Below are 18551 nucleotides of genomic sequence, written 5' to 3' on the forward strand. Positions count from 1 at the left end.
TTAGTTTTAAATTATGTTTTATTCTCCTGTTTCCATATTAGGGGCGTCAACGGGCTTGGACTGCGAGGATCCGATCTGGCGCAGGTAAATGGACAGCATTACAATAGCAAAGACAGAAAGGAATTCGCTCTGCCAGTTCTGAAAAGATTCAAACCAAAATCTGGAACCGGCAATATATTGAGAAGCGCTCTCCAAGGACATTCCTTTGAGCGAAAGCTGTTCATTTTCATCCTTAAGGCTGCCGTAAAAATGAACACCAAAAGATATAAAGAATAGCAGCACTAGGGAGAGCGTCAATGAATGTTTGTACAGGTAGAGAATCCATCCGCCTTTTTCTACGGGCCAGGGAGCATTTTTCCGGCCAGCAGAAGGTTCCCTGTCCACTTCTTCCTGCTTGTCAAATCTTTGGATTCCGATGAGCCCTTCTGCTGAAAAAATATCGTAAGGATGACAAATAGTGCCATCTGGAGGAATTCGCTCTCCCAGTTTTCAAAAGTGGACTGCAGAAAATGGCCTGAAGAAAAGTACTGTAAAATGGGAATTGCAGCTGCCCCTTCCTGCTGCAGTTCCTCATTATGCTCCTTAAATCCAAATACGATTTGTCCGATTATCGAACCGATGAATAAAAGAAAAAAAACGATTGATAGCCCGTTGCTGCGTAAAAATGTTTTCATAACAGATGTATTAGCTGTACAAATTTCAGAAAACAGGTATTGTATCTGTTATATATTTTGCGCGAGAATTTATAAAATTTTTAGTCATTGTTCAGCACTTTGTATCATTTTGAACCTTCAACGTAATCCTGTGCGATAATTTCTTTGGCTGTAAATTCTATAAATCGCATCATTTATTTTGTAAATTTTTAATAAATCAAGTTTATACTTTTGGCAATCAAAGTGATGCACTAAAATTTTTATTTTAGGGTCAGGACATCCTTCCTTGTTAAACTGTCAATTTATATATATGAAAGCTAGATACACCCTTACCGCATTTCTGTGTTTTACAGCACTGCTGTCTTACAGCCAGAAAGGTATTCCTCCTAAGGAAGATACCAAGAAAGTAACCATCACCAATTTTCCAACTCATCTTGAATACAGTTCCGCCTTAGCCTCTTCTCTTAAAACTGCCAAGGGCTGGGAGGTCACGCCTGTTGCCACAGGGCTTGGAAAACCCCGTATGCTTTACATTGGAAAAAAAGGACAATTATACATTACCAGACGTGATGCAGGTGATGTGCTGATGCTCACCGATACCGATAATGACGGCAAGTTTGATGAGATGACCCGTGTTGCGGATTTTCCCGGAGTTCACGGAATTACTTCGAAAGATGATTATATGTACCTGTGCAATAACAACAAAGTACTGAGATATTCCCTGAACACAGACGGCACTCTGGGAAAAGTCGCCGATACCCTTATTAAGGATTTGCCCAGCGGAGGCCAGCATGCCAACCGCACGATGGATTTTGGACCTGATGGAAAATTATATATTTCGGTAGGAAGTGTCTGCAACGACTGCAAGGAAAGTGATAAGGAAACCGCCACGATGCTGCAGGTAGATCCTCAGACCTGGAAAAGAACCTTGTTTGCCTCGGGCCTTCGTAATACCATTGGTTTTGACTGGCACCCGCAGACCAAAGAAATGTGGGGTGTAGACAATGGAGGAGATACCAAGGGAGACGACTGGCCGCCTGAGGAATTAAATAAGATCATTATGGGAGGCAATTACGGATTTCCTTTTGCTTACGGCAAAAAGGCAGTAGATCAGAGCAGGGAAGATCCGGTGGGCAATACCAAGGAAGGTTGGGTAAAACCGACTCAGGCTTCAGTACTGGAATTCCCGGCACACAGCGCACCGATTGCTTTTGCTTTTTTTGATACCGGAAAAAATAAAGGAGATGCTCTTGTATGCTGGCATGGCTCGTGGAACAGACAGAATCCCAGCGGATATAAAGTGGAGCTTATCAAGTTTGACAGTAAAGGAAATGCTGCGGGATCTGAAGACTTTTTAACAGGATTCCTCATTGGCAATGAACGTTTTGGAAGGCCGGCAGGATTGGCTATTGGCCAGGATGTGGTTTATGTATCTGATGATGCGAATGGTATTATTTACGCCCTTAAACAAAAATAAAGATGAAAAAGTATATTATACTGCTGCTGATGGCCCAATTAACCTGGGGGCAGGAACCGACAAAACGTATTGAATTTGAAGCGCCTGAAAGCTATCCCGAAGGAGTGGCTTTCGATAAGGCTGCTAATGTATTTTATGTATCCTCGGCACGATTGGGTACTGTAGGGAAAGTCACCAAGGATGGAAAGTATTCGGAATTATATGCCGATAAAACCCTTAAATCAACCTATGGGCTTAAAGTGCAACCTGACGGGAAAAGGCTTTTTGTCTGCGCAGGTGATGCCAACTACAGCAAATTCAGCACGCCCGATACCAAAAAGAAAATGGCTAGGCTTGTAATCATTGACCTGAAAACCGGCAAAAAAATAAATGATATAGATTTGGCAGGGCTGATTCCAGGTGAGCATTTTCCTAATGATCTGGATTTTGACAAACAAGGGAATGTTTATATTACAGACAGCTTTGCAGATGCCATATATAAAGTAGATAAGGCAGGCAAGGCAACTGTTTTCAGTACAAGTGAACTGCTTAAAACCGCAGGGGTGGGGCCAAACGGCATTGTATTTCATCAGGAAGGTTTTCTTCTTGTGGCAAACAATGGTACAGGGGCACTTATAAAATTACCGGTTTCCAGTCCAAATACTGGAACAAAGGTAAAAATTGACCAGTTTTTTCCCGGTGCTGACGGTATGCTTTTAAACGATACTACTACTTTAACAGTAGTACAAAATGGAGGGGTAAACAAAATCTTTAAAATCAAAAGCTCCGATAACTGGACTACGGCTCAGGTAGCAGAATCTACATCGGTGGAGGACCGTTTTGCCTTTCCGTCTACTGCAGCTATATCTGGCAGTGAGACCTGGATTATGAATGCTAATTTCAGTGAACTTGCAGAAGGAAATAACGTTCCATCGAAAAAATTCTCGCTGCAGCAGGCTGTATTTGCTCCTGTAAAAAAATAAATTGATACCAACCAATTCTAAGATAAATGATACAATCCCTTAACTATATACCATACAGTGATTCTATAGAAGTTATACAGTCCGATGAGCAGGAAATCAGCCAGAAAATTGTAGACTCAATGGCGAGGGTTAACCGTCTGATGTACGAAAAATACCGTCATGCTATTAGGGATGCCCATGCTAAAAGCCACGCCATTTTGAAAGGCGAACTGCAGGTGTATGAAAATCTGCCCGAACATCTGGCGCAGGGTCTGTTTGCCAAAGCGAAAACCTATCCGGTTATTGTGCGTTTGTCGACTGCTCAGGGATCCATCTTGCCCGATAAAATGTCTGCATTCAGGGGTATGGCCATAAAAGTGATTGGAGTAGAAGGCGAAAAACTTCTGCCGGAACTTTCCGATGCCCTGACGCAGGACTTTCTTATGGTGAATTATCCGGTAATTCCAACCGGTACGATAATGGAATATCTAAAGATGCAGCAGGGACTTGAAAAGCAGGCAGACAGTGGGGAACTGTTTCAGGAAATAGCACAGAAGGCGGCCGTTGGGGTTCAGAATGTACTGGCCGCAGTAGGTCTTGCAGATCATACCAATGAACTGAGCGCACCCGGACCGCACATTTTGGGTGATACTTATTTTAGTATGGCAGCATTGCGATTTGGTGCTTATGTAGCCAAAATAAATGTCAAACCGCTATCGGAAAATATCAAAGAGTTATCAGGAAAGAAAATTGATAAAGATATAATCGAATCTGACGAGCATGCTTTTTTGACTAAAATCATCTCTGATTTTTTCCAGTCGGGTACAGCGGAATATGAACTCGGCGCGCAGCTATGTACCGATCTGGACATTATGCCGGTGGAGGACGGATCCGTGCAGTGGCCCGAGGATAAAAGCCCGTATCAGCCTGTTGCAAAACTTACTTTTCTTCCTCAGCAGACTTTCAGTCCCGAGCGCCGGGTGTATGCGGATGATACTCTTAGTTTTAATCCGTTTCACTGCCTGCCGGCGCACCGCCCGTTGGGAAATATAATGCGCGTGAGAAAATTAGCCTATGAAACTTCAAGCAGGTACAGGCATCATATGAATGCCATGGCACGCGTTGAGCCGGCAAGCATTGACGAATTACCAAATTAGATTCACACCAAAGAAAAAGCTATGAAAGCATTGCTAATAGGAGCTACGGGCTCCACCGGAAAATTTCTCTTAAATGAGCTGATACAGGATGACGATTATACCTCGGTAACTGTTTTTGTAAGGCGGCCCACGGGCAGATCCCATCCTAAATTGATTGAACATGTTATTGACTTTTCCAATCTGGATCAATATAAAGAGCAGATCACAGGAGATGTTTTGTTTTCCTGTCTAGGCACAACTTTAAAGAATGCTGGTTCACAGAAAAAACAATTTGAAATTGATTTTGAAATTCCTGCCAGGTTTGCCAGAATTGCAAGACAGAACAAGGTCAATTCGGTCGTATTGGTTTCCTCGTCAGATGCTTCGCCAAAAAGCAGGATTTTCTATTCAAGAATGAAAGGAGAACTGGAAACCGCCATTACAGCGCTTGATTTTGGGCAGTATATAATATTCAGGCCCGGGCCTCTCCTGCGGGAAGGAAGTGACAGGGCTGGTGAAAAAGCACTCGTAAAAGTCCTCAGCTTTTTAAACGGCATCGGCCTGCTTAACAAGTACAAACCTCTGCCGACCGAAGTCCTTGCAATGAAGCTGGCCAAGGCGCCCTGGAAACTGCCGCAGGGTACTACCGTTTTAAAACTTCAGGAAATTGCTGCGTTTTAAAAAGAGTGTACAGGAAAAACTTAAGTTTGATTAGGATAAATTAGTTAATATGGAAGAGTTAATTGAACAGTTTGAAAAGGATTTAAAAGCGCATCTTGAAAGTACGTTCGCGGCTTCCAGTGAGCAGGATCCAATTAAAAAATTAAATGAAACTGAACAGACCGTTTTTGAATATGTTGATAATTATCTCTTGGAGACAACTTTAATCGCAAAAGATGTAGAGAGGCCAACGCAGCAAATTTTAGATGAATTTGCAAAGGCAAAGACAAAATATATTGAATAGTACTTGAACAGGGATCGGATTGTGTATATACGCTAAAATTGTAAAAAACCACCATGGAATTATAAATACTCATGGCAGTTCAGAGAATGGTGCAATGTTCAATATTTATCTGCCATTATAGTATTTACACAGTGAATATTCAAATACTGCGTCATCAGCCGCTTTAAGTTATTACAAAGTTTTTCAGTGTTATTACAAATTAGCATTACCCCCTTTTGAGATACGGTTATTTTATTATAAAATTGCACTGAATATAAAGAAAATAACTCTCCTGGGGTAAAACTTTTACTGCTAAAAACCAAGCTGCGGAATGAATTATAAAAATGTATTACTAGTCAACGATATTAATGATGATGCTGAAACTTTTTTATTAGTTCTCAGCACCATCAATCATAAAATAAGATCATCTGTAGAAGGAAGCGCACTTGAGGCACTAAAAAAGCTTAAGGATTCAAAATTATCACCCGATATAATTTTCCTGGATTATAACATGCTGCATCTTGATGGTTCTGTATTTCTAAAATTACTTCGTGGTATTAAAGGCCTGAAAAACATTCCAGTTGTACTTTATTCCCGTAATTCAGGAGAAATGGTGCAGCAGGCACTGACTCAATTTAAAGGAGTGCAGTATATGAAAAAGCATGCTGACTTTCGAAAACTTTTTAAGTCCCTGAAGAAGATAATTATGGCTTAATGTATCAGCCGGCCTTTTCAGTTTTTGAAATTCTTCTGTAATATTAGTACCTTAGCTGAACAGTTAAGTAACCGCGGCCAATGGAACCCCAGCATTATATCAGACTCTCAGCGCTTAATGATATGATTCATGACACGATCAATTCGCGTTTTGAGGGACAGCGTTTCTGGGTACTGGCCGATATTACCAATCATTCCTTTAAGGCAGACAAAAAGATCCATTACTTTGAGCTGGTGGAAAAAGCGCAGAAAGGAAGTGCCATAACTGCTAAAATACTCGGAAAATCCTGGGGCATCGGAGCAGTCCGTATCGAAGAGTTTGAAAAAAAAACGGGACAGCTCTTTACCAACAACCTGCATGTGCTGGTTCAGGTGAGCGTGGATTATCACCCCTTATACGGTTTGTCAGCCAGCGTGCTGGATGTTGACAGCAATTTTATGCTGGGCATACTGGAGCAGCAGCGAAATGCAACCCTGGAGCGTCTGGTCAGAGAAAATGATTTTATAGAGAAAGCGGTCGATGGCTACTCCACGCTTAACAGCCGTTTAAAACTTCCTGCGGTAATTCAGAGAATGGCTGTAATCTCATCGAGCAGTTCGGCGGGAAATGAAGATTTCCGCCACACGATGCAGCACAATGATTTTGGCTATGTTTTCCAGATTGATGATTATTATACCGTTGTGCAGGGCGATAACAATGCAAAACTATTCTTAAATAAACTCATCGAAATATATAATACGGGAATCCCTTACGATGCCGTGGTAATTAACAGGGGAGGCGGTTCTCAGTCGGATTTTCTGATCTTTGACAATTATAATATCGGACGGGCAGTAGCAAAGTTCCCCATCGCGGTCATAACAGGTATAGGCCACCAGAAAAATGTAAGCATAACGGACCTGATGGCACATACGCATACCAAAACACCAACTAAGGCAGCTGAGTTTATCATTGCACATAACCGAAGTTTTGAGATACAAATCCTTTCCATTCAGCAAAATATTGTAATTAAATCACAGCAGCTTTTTCATGGCCGTTACAGAGAACTAAACGAAATCAATAATGCAGTTTCCCGTAATGTAAGGCAGCTGGTGCAGCTGCATGGTGAAGAGCTGACGCGAACCAACCAGCGGATTATTAGCAGCTCAAGAGCCGTTTTGTATGAACATCAAAAGATACTTATCTTATCGGCCCATCAGATGGTGCAGAGTCCTAAAATTCTGCTGCAGCAGAAAAAAAATGATTTGGTTCAGATCCGAAATAGTATAAAAAATTCTTCCGATGCGTATCTTCGCCGAGAGAAACTTATGCTCGAGCACCATCAGAAAAGCATTCTTATGATGTCCCCGCAGAATATCCTTCGCAAAGGTTACGCAATTGTCAAGGTCAATGAAAAAATTGTCAGCAGCGGTGAGAACATAGAAGCCGGACAGGAGATAGAAGTAATATTGCGGGACACAAAACTGATAAACACCGTTAAAGAAAAAATACAATACGATGGAAGAGAAACTGACCTATGAGACGGCGCTGGCAGAGCTGACTGCCATTTCAAAAGAAATTGAAAGTGAAAAGATATCGGTAGATGCCCTGGCTTCAAAAGTGAAAAGAGCATCAGAGCTTATTGAGTTCTGCCAAACCAAGCTGAAAAACACGGAAGCGGAAGTTACCAAGATTATAAGCAGGATGGAAAATACTCAGACATAAGTGTGATTTCTAATGCGCACAGCTTTTATTTGCTATAAAATACATAAGTTGTAGGGTAAAACAGGAATTTATTTTTTAAACAAGGGCAGAATTTAATATTCCAGCCTGTTTAATATAAAGCCTTCCAGTTCTTTATCCACAGCATCATCACGACGCGTTGCAGTAAGGATTTTGCTGTAAAGCGTTATATTGTTTTCAGTAATAAAATCATCCATATCTTTCAGGCATGACAGAAAAGAAGGCTGCGCTGTCTGCCATATCAGTTTGTTTTCAGAGGAAATATCAGTCAGTAGCACATTGTATTGATCACCTGACTTCATAGTATTTTGATCTGGAACTGCAATGGTGAGTTCAAAGTCATTATCGGCATCATTATAGGAGCCCGTAAGAAAATAAGCTGTGTTCATAATCAGTTTTTTAGTTAGTTCAAATCGTTTGTGCGTTTCTGTTTTTTTACATCACCAGGTTTAGAAAAAGATGCTCTGCGCCTTAGCCAGCGCTTTTTTCATATCGATGCCTTTCTGCAGCGCACCCTTGAATATATCCCCTTCGGCCCTCATACGGGCGATGGAGTTTTCGATATTAAAATCCTTCATGGTAAGTCCTTTTTTGATTTCTTCCCAATGCAGGGGCATGGAAACCGTTGCGCCTGTCTTAGGGCGCAGTGAATAGGGACAGGCAATGGTAGCGCCGGGACGGTTCTGCAGGAAGTCCAGGTACATTTTGCAGTCCCTGTTTTTGATCTGGCGCTCGATACTGGTAAAGTCCGGGAGCTGGTCATGCACGATAGTTACAATGAGCTTGCCAAACATTTGTGACTGGTCATAGGAATACTTCGCTCCCAGGGGAATATAAATATGAATTCCCGTAGAGCCAGATGTCTTGACAAAGCCGGTTATTTCCATGGCATCAAGAATTTTTTTAACCTCCTGAGCCGCGGTGATCACCTGCTCGAACGTGTTGTTTTTATCGGGGTCAAGATCAATAACGCAATAATTGGGGTTATCGGGATGCTTTATGGTGCTGAACCAAGGATTCATTTCAATACAGCCCAAAGAAGCCATATACAAGAGTGTAGCTTCGTCGCCTCCGACAAGGAATTCCTTGTCCTCTTCGTCACTGGTAGTATAGGGAAAAGTTTTGGCCCACTCGGGCGCTTTGCCTTTGACGTCTTTCTGGTAAAAACTTTTGCCGTGAATACCTCCGGGAAACCGGTTGAGCGAAAGCGGCCGGTCTTTAAGATAGGGAAGGATATATTCAGCCGCCTGATAATAGTAATTAAACATATCACGTTTGGTATATCCGTCCTCGGGCCAGTACACTTTGCTCAGATGGGAAAAAGTAAGGGTGTGGCCTTTTATCTTCTTGGTCTGTGTTTCCTCGGTCGGGTTAAGCAGTCTTTTGATTCCTGTATCTTTGGCCCCCTTAACAAGACCATTGTCCTTCTCGGCTTCCAGAACCGTTTCGGCCGTGGATGAGGCTGTTTCACGTACCACATCGGCAGCTTTTTTATCCGGCCGCATGCCTTCAAAAGAAGGATGACGGAAAACACCATCGGCTGTGACCTCCGCGAAACTTACCTCGCATACCAAAGACGGCTCAAGCCACGTTGCCACGGCATTGGGCGGGTTAGGACGAAAACGTGATGGTTTGTTGATGTCCGGCTCTGATGCGAATGGGATTTTTTTGGTAATCAAAGGCGTAAATTCTTTTATCATCTCTTTCTGGAGTTTGTCACTGAATCCCGTGCCGACTTTGCCTACATACTCAAAACGTCCGTTTTCATAAACACCCAGCAGAAGGGAGCTGAACTCTTTGGAAGACCCGTCATTTCTGGTAAACCCGCCGATGACCACTTCCTGTCTCAGGTTCACTTTTATTTTCAGCCATTCCTTATTGCGCGCATCGGGAGTGTAAAGCGAAGTGAGCCTTTTGGCCATAATACCCTCAAGGCCCATTTTTTTTGCCGCCTCAAAAAAATCAATACCTCCGCCGGCAAATACCTGTGAGAGGCGGATACGGTCGTCACCTGCAGGAAATACCTCTGAGATGATTGCCTGTCTCTCAGATAAGGGCAGTCCCATAATATCAGTACCCTTGTACCAGAGAAGATCAAAAACATAATAAACCAGATCACCGTCGGCTTCGCTGCGCCAGTTCTGCAGCGCACCGAAATTGGCTTTGCCGTCTTTGCCGATCACTACGATCTCGCCGTCCAGTACCGCCTCGAAAGGCCAAAGGGACAGCGCCTGGGTAATGGGATAATATTTCTCGGCAAAAGATTTGTTATTGCGTGAGGAAATAGCAACGGATCCCTTTTGGATATAGGCCAGTGCACGGTAGCCGTCCCATTTGACCTCATAGCTCCAGTCGGGATTGTCAAAGGGTTCACCCACCAGTGTGGCCAGCATCGGTTTAACCCCGGTGGGCATCTTGGCTGTAATGCCGTTTTTTAACAGAGCAATGTTTTTCAATACGGCTTTTCCTGTTGTTTCTTTTTTTGTGTTCATCTTTGTTTTGATTTTATTTCATACCGCCTGGTCGGAAATATTGCGCTGTAGAGTGTTTTACAGCGGTATATTATAAATTATCGAGCTGTTCCGCAGCACTTTCCGTACTGCCGTCCCCGCCCGAGTTTTCATTGGAACCCTTTTCGAATTTGCCGGGCTCATAACGTTTGGGATCGGTTCCCGATTCATCGGGCCTGCCGGTCTCTTTAGGGGTGTCTTTTTCAGCATCCGTGCTGTTTTTTGTATTTTGCCCGCTGTGGTAAGGGCATTTGTGAAGTTCTTCGGCGCTGTAAAGGTGTAAGTTATCCATGACTTATTTATTTAAGTGGTTAATGCACTTAAAATTAATACTATAGCATCAATTATTTTTATATTAAAAGGCACAGTTATTATCAAATTTACATTCGGATGTCGCCTGTTTTGATCAAAAAAATGAAAGTTAAATCTCCTCCCTGAAACTAAATATTGTGTAATAATTTTTATATTTGATAGGAAATACCAAAAACATATTATTTAAATTACAGGCAATGGAGAAGGGGATGAAGCTGAAGGTTCGAAAAGAACTGGACAGCAAACAGCAGTCGAATATTATTAAATTAAAAGGCAGTTTAGTTGCAAAAGGCTACACGGAGATTATACACATTTTGGATCAGGATGAGGAGTTTCATATCAATTCTTTTGACATTGAGAATGGAACGGGCATTGAAGTGCGTGAATTTATTACGGCATTTATTGCCAGGGAGCAGCTTCAGGACAGTATATCTATTTTGAAATAATAGGTGGACAGAATTGTGGACGGCTTGAATTAATATTATATTAAGAATTGTTACAGGAATGTAATTTAAGTGATTAAGGATCGTCAATTGTATATCATTCTTTTTGAGGAGCTCTTCCCGCTATATGTTCCAATCTTATGTGCCGAAATCGGCACAAAAGGATTTCCACTGCTATCGGGGCTAAGGCTGCTGCAGCGCCTTTTTTATTCTGGAGAACTAATATTCGCCCCAATTGTTTAACCTCTAATTAGTATATTAAATTTTTCAGATTTTATAGTTTTAAGATACGAAGATTCAGTAGGAGATCAAAATTTAAATTTTGAAAATTTTATTTATAAAAATTTAAATCCAGAATCACATAGACCCAAATGAGAATGGGATACGCCATATTTTTATAAATATTGAGGTTGTTTAATGCATTGTTTGCGGTATTTTTTTTCTAGTGTGATTTGAATAAACCAAACGAAAACAAAAAATTACCTAATATATTAATTAGTAATTTTTTGAATAAAAAATGGTCACACTGTCTTCAATTGGCGCTCTTTGGCTGTAGTGATCCGTAAAGGACAGATTTCGCACCATTTTATGGAGGATTTGAAAAGATTGGCTTACTGGATGTAGGGACTGTCTTTATATGTCTTCAGGATTTTGGTTTGGATGTCCTGTTGGGGATTGGTGTAAATATATTTCTTTTTATATCTGATTTTGCAACAAAACTTAATATAGCAATCCTGTCAATGACATTAAAATAACTATATGAGGAACAAGTATGATATGCAGAAAACATTAAGATATTATTTTCATTGAAAAGCACTATTTGATACTTTTTATTTCACTTGTTCCGGCTGTGCAGCTTTCCATGTTCCATCTAAAATTGATTTCTCAGGCCCGTAAATTCGGATCAGATAATAAAAAGCATCCTTGGGAGCCGGCAGCCAATTCGATTCTTTTCCCTTCGGAGCTTCATGCTGAATATAGATAATAAGATCGCCGTTTGGCTCGTATTTTAAACCTGTCGTCCTGTCTCCGATTGAATATCTGTTAATGGGATTATTTACCAAGTAACGGCTTGGAAGTTCGTATAAGGTGATGCTCCAAAAATATTTGTCAGGAGGTGTCTGTCCTTTTGGAAAGCGAATCACATATTTGTTTTTCCCCGACAAGAAATTATTCGCTTTATCAGATCTTGTTCCAATGTAAACGGCTTCTTCTTTTGTATTTCCAAATAAACCTGCAGCGGCTCCCAAAGCTCTTTTATTATAATCTCCATTAATCATTTCACGGGTCCCAAACAAATCAGTGGCATTGGCTAACTTATCGGTTCCTTCTTTTAACTCTTTTCCAGCTTCCTGAACCCCTTTATTAATGGCCTTTAAAACTTCCGGAGAATAATTTTTAGGATCAAATTCTTTTCCCGGAACAATTCCAATCTTTGCAAATTTTGCTCTTAATTCTTTTTCTTGATCGTTAACAGAAGTGTATTGCAGCAGGTTGCTGGTTAATCCGATAAATGCAGCCGATGCTAAATCAGTCTGCTTAAATGCCGGAAATGGCAAAAAATATTCTTTGTGTGCCGGCGCTGTTGTTTTTGTAAATTCATGAAATGGGGCCAGCTTATATTGTGCCTGCAGTTTTTTTACATTCTCAATATCTCCGGCGGCCATTTTTAGCTCTGTCCTTCCCAGTAAAGTAACCAGATTGGTTTCTGACTCAAGCACTTTATCAATTCCGGCTGGTTTATCGCCTTTCCAATCTGGTCCGGCAATAAGATATCTGCCCGCTTTGTCTCCTGTCACGCGGCTTCCCAAATACGCAAAATTAAAGGTGTACAGATCAATAAACTGAAACGAATAATACCTGTTTTTTACCTCTGGAACTTCAAGGATAACTGGTTCACAGTCAGATTTAAAATTGCCCAGGAATAAGGCGTGTCATTGTTTGGCGTAACGACCGCAGTATCGGAAGCCGTAAAAATTTTATCGTAATGCTTGAATTTATTAAAACCGCCTGCATAATCCGGATAGGTTTTATCCAAAGCATATAGATGCATCGTGCGGTAATTCATGGCCATCGGAAAAGCATAGGTCCATGCTTCTTTTGCAATGGCTTTGGCAGAATCTGCTGATTTTGTAACAGCAGTAGCTGCTGCTGGCGCATTACTTAAATTTTCTTTCTTTTTACAAGAGAAGAAAGAAATTAAAATGACTGCTATGAAGAGTGTTTTTTTCATTTTCGTACCTTTTAAGTTATATTTTGATTATTCAATGGCCTTTTTTGCTTTTTTTTGCTGCTGCTGTGTTTTAGCCTGCACTTCATTGCTTACCGGTGCAGGCAATAATTTAAAATTTACCGATTCGATTCTTCCATTAAATGCAAAATTGTCTTTATATTGTGTAGAAGCAGGCTCCCCGGTATCTTCTCCAATATCAAATGTCTCTGTTGCGCTGTATCTTGCCGGGGGGACATGTGCAAAAACACCTTTTGCCACTTCTTTCCCGTTTATTAGTAATCTGGCTGTTCCGCCTTCTCCGTACTTTTTACCTGTATGGGTGTATTCAAAAACAGCAGTAACTTTTCCTTTTGGCAGTTTGTCGCTTGATTTAATAACGTTTCTTTCTTTAGAGAAGAAATTATTTTCATACATCAGGTAGCCGTCTTTTATAAAAAACGAATATCCGCCGCTTCCCCCAGCAGCCACTAGAACCCCTTGAGCTTTATCGGAATTAGAAATTTCAATATTTGCCGTTATGATATGTGATTTGGCTTTAATATTCGGGGCGGATCCTTCAGGAATTCGAACAGCCCCCGAGTAATAAGTAAAGTCAGTTTTGCCCTTTGTTACACTTGGCCTTTCAGGAACTACAGCTCTTTCGGCAAAACGGTCATCAAGGGGATAGACTTGGTTTTCTTTGGCCTGCAGATCAAAGAGCTTTTGCAGTTCTTTTAATTTTTCGGGATTTTGGGCTGCTAGATCATTAGCTTCTGAAAAATCGTTGTCAATATTATAAAGTTCCCATTTATCATTTTCAAAATCACCTTTTTTTCCAACCAATACCCATGGCAAACCGTGTCTTGCAGTAGCGATCCATCCATCATTATAGATGGCTCTGTTTCCAAAGATTTCAAAATACTGGGTATGATGTGTTTCAGGAGATTTAGCGGCAGTAAATGTCGGTACGATGCTTGTTCCTACCAGTGGGACCTGCTTTATTCCCTGTACAGACTCCGGCATTTTAATTCCTGCGGCATCATAAATGGTAGGGGCAATATCAACAACATGATAAAACTGTGAACGAATCTCTGAATTTCCCTTGAACTTCTTGGGCCAGGAAACAATCATTCCGTTTCTGGTTCCTCCCAGATGGCTGGCCACTTCTTTTGTCCATTGAAAAGGGGCATCTACTGCCCAGGCCCAGCACGCAGAAAAATTATTTTCATGTTCCGGCCCGCCCAATCCTTCATTAGCTTTAAGCATAGTGGGCATGTCGTCAGGAAAACCATTCTGAGTTGCCATATTATTAACGGTTCCCTTTAATCCGCCTTCAGGAGAACAGCCGTTATCACCCAGAATCGCAATGATCATAGTATTATCTGCATTAGGGCTGTTTTCAACAGCATCCAGCAAACGGCCTATATTTTCATCCAGATGGGCCAGAAAACCGGCAAATGTTTCCATCTGACGGGCATATACTTTTTTATCATCTGCACTCAAAGATTCCCAAGCAGGCATTTCAGCAGGTCTTGCGGTAAGTTTTGTATTGGCAGGGATAATTCCTTTTTTAAGCTGATTGGCATAAACCTCTTCTCTGAATTTGTCCCAGCCCATATCGAATTTACCTTTAAAACGGTCGATATATTCCTTTGGAGCATGATGCGGTGAATGCATCGCTCCGGGGGCAAAATACATAAACCAGGGTTTGTCCGGAGCAATTGAATTTTGATTTCCCAGCCACGAAATTGCTTCATTGGTCAGATCCGGAGTCAGTAAATAATTAGGATCGTGCGTGATTCCTTTCTCTATGGGCTGAATATTTTGATACAGTTGAGGATAGTACTGATTGGTTTCTCCCCCTATAAAACCATAAAATCTTTCAAACCCTTTCCCGGTTGGCCATCTGTCAAAAGGTCCTAGCGGGCTTGTTTCCCAATCCGGGGTATTGTGCCATTTCCCAAATGCGGCAGTATTATATCCGTTATCTTTTAAAATCTCGGGAATTGCGGCGTTTTCCTGACCCCAAAAGCTGTCATAGCCGGGGAATCCAGTCGAACCTTCGGTTATCCCTGCGTTGCCGCTTTGATGGTGATTTCGGCCTGTTAGCAATGCTGCCCTTGTGGGAGAACATAGTGCTGTGGTATGAAAACGATTGTATAACAATCCTTTTTTTGCCAATCGGTCTATGTTTGGGGTAGGAATCAGACCGCCAAATGGCTGCGTACCTCCAAAACCAAGATCATCAATAAGTATCAAAAGTACATTTGGGGCTCCGCTTGGAGCAGTTATGGGCTGGGGAAAATCAGGTTTTGATGTTTTATATGTTGTTTCTATTTTTCCGTTAAATGGGGGAGTCGGTTTTGGCAGATTCTGAGAAAAAGAATAAGTCGACACTAAAAGAATTATTATAAATACTCTCATTTTATTTTCATTTTATTTTATTACACTATATTTTCCATATATTCTACTGTGTTCCATTACGCTATTACTTCGTTTTTACAACTGCAGGAGGCAGCCAGCTATCTTTTACCACCCTGTCTTCCGGCCAATAACATCTTATATATAATGAGAATGTTTCTTTAGGTGATGGCAGCCAATTACTCAACTTATCATTTGATGGTTGTGTATTTTGTACATACAGTGTCAATGAGCCATCAGCATTATACTTTAAATCTTTATTCTTGGTTCCCAATGAAAATCGATTGATGGAGTTTGGTGAAAAGAAATGATACTGATTGTACAAAGTAAGTGACCAAAAACCTTTTACAGGTGGTATTTCACCTTTTGCAAAAGTTATAGTATACTTATTATTGCCCTGTAATCTGGTGCCGGCAACATCTCTGTCCTGATAGAAATATTTGGTTTCATTAGGTTTGTTAACAAATATGTTAGCTTTGGCGCAAGCCGTTCTGGTCAAATAATCCAATCCGAATTGCGCTCCGTTCCCTTGGGTTGTCCAATTGTCTTTTAATGGATACCCTACGTTAGAGAATTGAAATAAAGGATTTATTAATTTCTGATCTGCTTCCATAGCAGCTTGTTTTAGCAGGTCTTTAATCCTTGTATCTTTTGCAGCTGCAGCGAGAACAGATTCTATTTGTCCATAAATCGCCTCCTCTCCAGGCAATGGCGGAACTTCTTTTAAGATAACAGGCAATTCATCAAAAAATACTTCAGGTTTTACCCACTTTGTTTCTTCATTCCCAGCAGTTGGCGCAGATGGCAGTACAGGAATTTTTGTCCAGTCCTTTGTTTTTGTTTTTGCGTCAAACTGGTTCAAAGGATACATTAATATTTTTTGAAGTGTAGGCTGTATTGATTTTTTATCGGCAGGATCATCAGTTTGAAATACCCGGGGAATTACAACTCCCAAATCAGTATCACATTTAAAAACCTGTGTAATTCCTTCCGGTACTTTTCCATTCCATTTAGGTCCGGTTAATAAATAAAATCCCGGTTTTGTTCCGTACATTTTCCCCAATTGCGCGTAGCCGTCCGTGCGCTGGTTACAGACCTGATACACCCAAAAACGGTCTCCAAAATCCGGCACTTGAATTACCAAGGCATCTTTTGAAAAATCAGTTAAACCAAAACCATATACCACATCCTGATTAGGACACGTAACATCTTTTTCTCCGGGTTTAATATAATCCGTAAGCATACATAATTGATTTGGTGGACTCAGTGGTACAACTCCTCCTTTATACAATGGCTCAGGAAGCTTCTCAAAGGTTACTTTTCTATTATGAATATTCACCATAGGCCAGCCCCATAAATAGGCCAGAGTACCAATATGTTTCACATACTCATCAGTCATAATGGTATTTGCCATCGGACCTGCCGGGAGATTTTTTTTAATAGCAGAAGTATCTTTAATTGCTAAATTATCATTATCAGCTTCTCTGATTTTTTTCTCCTCTTTACAGTTTATAAACAATAAACAAGTTGCAAATAACAGTATATATGACTTCTTCATTTTCGTTTTTAGTTAGTTATTACTTCACCTCTTTAATATCATCCATTTTCCAGCTCTTATCAAAATAAGCCGCTGTTGGTCCGTAGAAACGCATATAGGTAAACCAATGTTTTCCCGGTAAAGTCTGAACCCAGTTTTTCTCTTTTCCTGCCGGTGCTTTTGGTCCGAAGTATAAATCGACAGATTCGTCACTATTTTTTATTAAATCCTTACGGGAAGATAAATCGGCATTTTTCTGCGGATTATCAATCAAACATCTCGTAGCCGAGTCATAAATCGTAATCGACCAGAAGTTTACTGCCGGAGGATTGGCAGGAATATTCAAAGTATAGTTTTTGCCTCCGTCCAGCCAGTTTCCTTCGCTGTCATAGTAAGAGCCCAGATACGCCTGACCCACGTTTGGTATTTTGGTAATCATAGCTTTTGAGTAGGTAACGGCTTCATAGAAATAAGAAGTTCTCTCGAAGAATTCATCGTAATAATCTGCATGTTGCGACGGATCTTTGATGATCATTACATAATCCCATTTTTTATCCGGCCAGTGTTTTACATCTGCAAAACGTTTGTTGAAGGAATTCGCCATTGCCATTTGCTGTCCTTTTGTGGCAGCGGCAATTAAAATTTTCTTCTGACGCTGGTCCGGAGCAAAAGGTTTTCCTTTTTCTATTCCCAGATTTCTAAGCCATGCCATAAAAAAACGATCACGTTCTTCAACAGGTTCGTTTTGCAGAATAGCATGAAGACGCTGCCAATAGGCAATTCCAGCTGGCTGAATTCCGTACCATTTTTTTCCTGCCGGCGGACTAACGACTTTTGTTGGTGTTGGGTTCGCTCTTTTATCGTACGGATAAATTTTTACTTGTTTTACTAAAGTTTCCGTTGCTTTTGGATCCGGATCTAAAGCCCTGAACCCGAAAAACATATTTACGGTTGTACATGGAACTATAAAATATCCAGCCGGTTTAAAGTTTTTCATTGTTGGCGGAACTAAAATATATTTCCCGCCTTTTCCTTTATCAGGTCCCATTTCACCTATTACGGCCTGCTCGCGCTGCCAGAAATCTCCAAGTCCTCCTGCTGTGTGTCCGGCGGGCATTTCAATGACTGTTGGCCCATTTTTGGATAAATCAATAAAGGAAATAATATATGGTGTTGTGGCATTTGCAGTAAGGATTCCCAAACGATCATTATACGTATTGTAAAATATCAAATCGTTGCTTGTTGCATTAAAAGTTTTGTACTGCTGCTCTTGCCATTCAGCGAAAGCCACAATAGGCAATCCCCATAAATAACATTGTGTTGCCTGCTGAAAATCCATTTCGTCGAACAAAGCCGGAATAGATTCTTTTGAAGGCAGTTCACCATCCATTTTTATTTGTGTTCCAAATTCAGAAACTACAACCGATGTAGAGTCTAATGATGGTGGTTCATTTATTACGGTCTTTTTTTTACATCCGACAGCTAAAATTAAAAATGCAGCAACTAAAAAAATAAAGGATTTATTTTTCATG

16 protein-coding genes and 2 pseudogenes are annotated in these 18551 nt (G+C 40.9%); 9 read left to right on the plus strand and 9 right to left on the minus strand.

The window, feature by feature from the left end:
• Positions 1-18: 18 nt before the first annotated feature.
• A pseudogene (locus CLU81_RS27340) lies at positions 19-674 on the minus strand (DUF6766 family protein).
• Between the two features lie 289 nt (positions 675-963).
• Here CLU81_RS27340 and CLU81_RS24575 point away from each other — a divergent pair.
• From CLU81_RS24575 to xseB, 8 genes are all read left to right on the plus strand, one after another.
• The gene (locus CLU81_RS24575; protein WP_099712242.1) at positions 964-2130 is read left to right on the plus strand and encodes a sorbosone dehydrogenase family protein; all 1167 of its coding nucleotides are present in this window, start codon (positions 964-966) and stop codon (positions 2128-2130) included.
• Between the two features lie 2 nt (positions 2131-2132).
• Positions 2133-3092 (plus strand): gluconolaconase, encoded by a 960-nt coding sequence (locus CLU81_RS24580; protein ID WP_099712243.1) that lies wholly within the window; start codon positions 2133-2135, stop codon positions 3090-3092.
• Positions 3093-3118: 26 nt separating this feature from the next.
• Positions 3119-4228 (plus strand): catalase family protein, encoded by a 1110-nt coding sequence (locus CLU81_RS24585; RefSeq protein WP_099712244.1) that lies wholly within the window; start codon positions 3119-3121, stop codon positions 4226-4228.
• 21 nt (positions 4229-4249) lie between these two features.
• Positions 4250-4888, plus strand: a complete 639-nt coding sequence (locus CLU81_RS24590) for an NAD(P)H-binding protein (RefSeq protein WP_099712245.1) — start codon at positions 4250-4252, stop codon at positions 4886-4888.
• Between the two features lie 49 nt (positions 4889-4937).
• Entirely contained in the window at positions 4938-5171 is a 234-nt protein-coding gene (locus CLU81_RS24595; RefSeq protein ID WP_099712246.1) for a hypothetical protein, read from the plus strand.
• Between the two features lie 310 nt (positions 5172-5481).
• Positions 5482-5865 (plus strand): response regulator, encoded by a 384-nt coding sequence (locus CLU81_RS24600; RefSeq protein WP_099712247.1) that lies wholly within the window; start codon positions 5482-5484, stop codon positions 5863-5865.
• Positions 5866-5945: 80 nt separating this feature from the next.
• Positions 5946-7382, plus strand: a complete 1437-nt coding sequence (xseA, locus tag CLU81_RS24605; RefSeq protein WP_099712248.1) for an exodeoxyribonuclease VII large subunit — start codon at positions 5946-5948, stop codon at positions 7380-7382.
• The gene (gene xseB / locus CLU81_RS24610; protein WP_099712249.1) at positions 7360-7566 is read left to right on the plus strand and encodes an exodeoxyribonuclease VII small subunit; all 207 of its coding nucleotides are present in this window, start codon (positions 7360-7362) and stop codon (positions 7564-7566) included. The genes xseA and xseB overlap by 23 nt, the downstream gene beginning before the upstream one ends.
• Before the next feature lie 92 nt (positions 7567-7658).
• Here the strand turns inward: xseB and CLU81_RS24615 are convergent, their stop codons facing one another.
• From CLU81_RS24615 to CLU81_RS24625, 3 genes are all read right to left on the minus strand, one after another.
• On the minus strand, positions 7659-7973 hold the full coding sequence (locus CLU81_RS24615; protein WP_099712250.1) for a hypothetical protein: 315 nt from the start codon (positions 7971-7973) through the stop codon (positions 7659-7661).
• Between the two features lie 60 nt (positions 7974-8033).
• Positions 8034-10076 carry a DNA ligase D gene (ligD, locus tag CLU81_RS24620; RefSeq protein ID WP_199174592.1) on the minus strand — a complete coding sequence of 681 codons (2043 nt, stop codon included), beginning with the start codon at positions 10074-10076 and terminating at the stop codon, positions 8034-8036.
• Between the two features lie 70 nt (positions 10077-10146).
• The gene (locus tag CLU81_RS24625) at positions 10147-10386 is read right to left on the minus strand and encodes a hypothetical protein (RefSeq protein ID WP_099712251.1); all 240 of its coding nucleotides are present in this window, start codon (positions 10384-10386) and stop codon (positions 10147-10149) included.
• Positions 10387-10603: 217 nt separating this feature from the next.
• Between CLU81_RS24625 and CLU81_RS24630 the strand changes: the two genes are divergently transcribed.
• Positions 10604-10852, plus strand: coding sequence for a hypothetical protein (locus CLU81_RS24630; protein WP_099712860.1), 249 nt, complete (start codon positions 10604-10606; stop codon positions 10850-10852).
• 827 nt (positions 10853-11679) lie between these two features.
• Here the strand turns inward: CLU81_RS24630 and CLU81_RS24635 are convergent.
• The 5 genes and pseudogenes from CLU81_RS24635 to CLU81_RS24655 form a co-directional block, all read right to left on the minus strand.
• Positions 11680-12516 carry a DUF1214 domain-containing protein gene (locus CLU81_RS24635; RefSeq protein WP_369804824.1) on the minus strand — a complete coding sequence of 279 codons (837 nt, stop codon included), beginning with the start codon at positions 12514-12516 and terminating at the stop codon, positions 11680-11682.
• Positions 12517-13082, minus strand: a pseudogene (locus tag CLU81_RS27345) (DUF1254 domain-containing protein); the annotation flags it as partial.
• Positions 13083-13109: 27 nt separating this feature from the next.
• Positions 13110-15485 carry an arylsulfatase gene (locus CLU81_RS24645; RefSeq protein WP_099712254.1) on the minus strand — a complete coding sequence of 792 codons (2376 nt, stop codon included), beginning with the start codon at positions 15483-15485 and terminating at the stop codon, positions 13110-13112.
• Positions 15486-15549: 64 nt separating this feature from the next.
• Positions 15550-17040: a DUF1254 domain-containing protein gene (locus CLU81_RS24650; RefSeq protein ID WP_099712255.1), complete on the minus strand. Its 1491-nt coding sequence runs from the start codon at positions 17038-17040 to the stop codon at positions 15550-15552.
• 19 nt (positions 17041-17059) lie between these two features.
• Positions 17060-18550, minus strand: coding sequence for a DUF1254 domain-containing protein (locus tag CLU81_RS24655; protein WP_099712256.1), 1491 nt, complete (start codon positions 18548-18550; stop codon positions 17060-17062).
• Position 18551 lies beyond the last annotated feature (1 nt).

This window comes from Flavobacterium sp. 9, from assembly GCF_002754195.1.
Lineage (GTDB): Bacteria > Bacteroidota > Bacteroidia > Flavobacteriales > Flavobacteriaceae > Flavobacterium.

Coding starts and splice junctions, on each gene's coding strand:
- CLU81_RS24585 (WP_099712244.1), top strand. CDS start 3,119: ATGATACAATCCCTTAACTATATACCATACAGTGATTCTATAGAAGTT.
- CLU81_RS24650 (WP_099712255.1), bottom strand. CDS start 17,040: ATGAAGAAGTCATATATACTGTTATTTGCAACTTGTTTATTGTTTATA.
- ligD (WP_199174592.1), bottom strand. CDS start 10,076: ATGAACACAAAAAAAGAAACAACAGGAAAAGCCGTATTGAAAAACATT.
- CLU81_RS24575 (WP_099712242.1), top strand. CDS start 964: ATGAAAGCTAGATACACCCTTACCGCATTTCTGTGTTTTACAGCACTG.
- CLU81_RS24580 (WP_099712243.1), top strand. CDS start 2,133: ATGAAAAAGTATATTATACTGCTGCTGATGGCCCAATTAACCTGGGGG.
- CLU81_RS24630 (WP_099712860.1), top strand. CDS start 10,604: ATGGAGAAGGGGATGAAGCTGAAGGTTCGAAAAGAACTGGACAGCAAA.
- xseB (WP_099712249.1), top strand. CDS start 7,360: ATGGAAGAGAAACTGACCTATGAGACGGCGCTGGCAGAGCTGACTGCC.
- CLU81_RS24645 (WP_099712254.1), bottom strand. CDS start 15,485: ATGAGAGTATTTATAATAATTCTTTTAGTGTCGACTTATTCTTTTTCT.
- CLU81_RS24615 (WP_099712250.1), bottom strand. CDS start 7,973: ATGAACACAGCTTATTTTCTTACGGGCTCCTATAATGATGCCGATAAT.
- xseA (WP_099712248.1), top strand. CDS start 5,946: ATGGAACCCCAGCATTATATCAGACTCTCAGCGCTTAATGATATGATT.
- CLU81_RS24590 (WP_099712245.1), top strand. CDS start 4,250: ATGAAAGCATTGCTAATAGGAGCTACGGGCTCCACCGGAAAATTTCTC.
- CLU81_RS24635 (WP_369804824.1), bottom strand. CDS start 12,516: ATGGCCGCCGGAGATATTGAGAATGTAAAAAAACTGCAGGCACAATAT.
- CLU81_RS24595 (WP_099712246.1), top strand. CDS start 4,938: ATGGAAGAGTTAATTGAACAGTTTGAAAAGGATTTAAAAGCGCATCTT.
- CLU81_RS24625 (WP_099712251.1), bottom strand. CDS start 10,386: ATGGATAACTTACACCTTTACAGCGCCGAAGAACTTCACAAATGCCCT.
- CLU81_RS24655 (WP_099712256.1), bottom strand. CDS start 18,550: ATGAAAAATAAATCCTTTATTTTTTTAGTTGCTGCATTTTTAATTTTA.
- CLU81_RS24600 (WP_099712247.1), top strand. CDS start 5,482: ATGAATTATAAAAATGTATTACTAGTCAACGATATTAATGATGATGCT.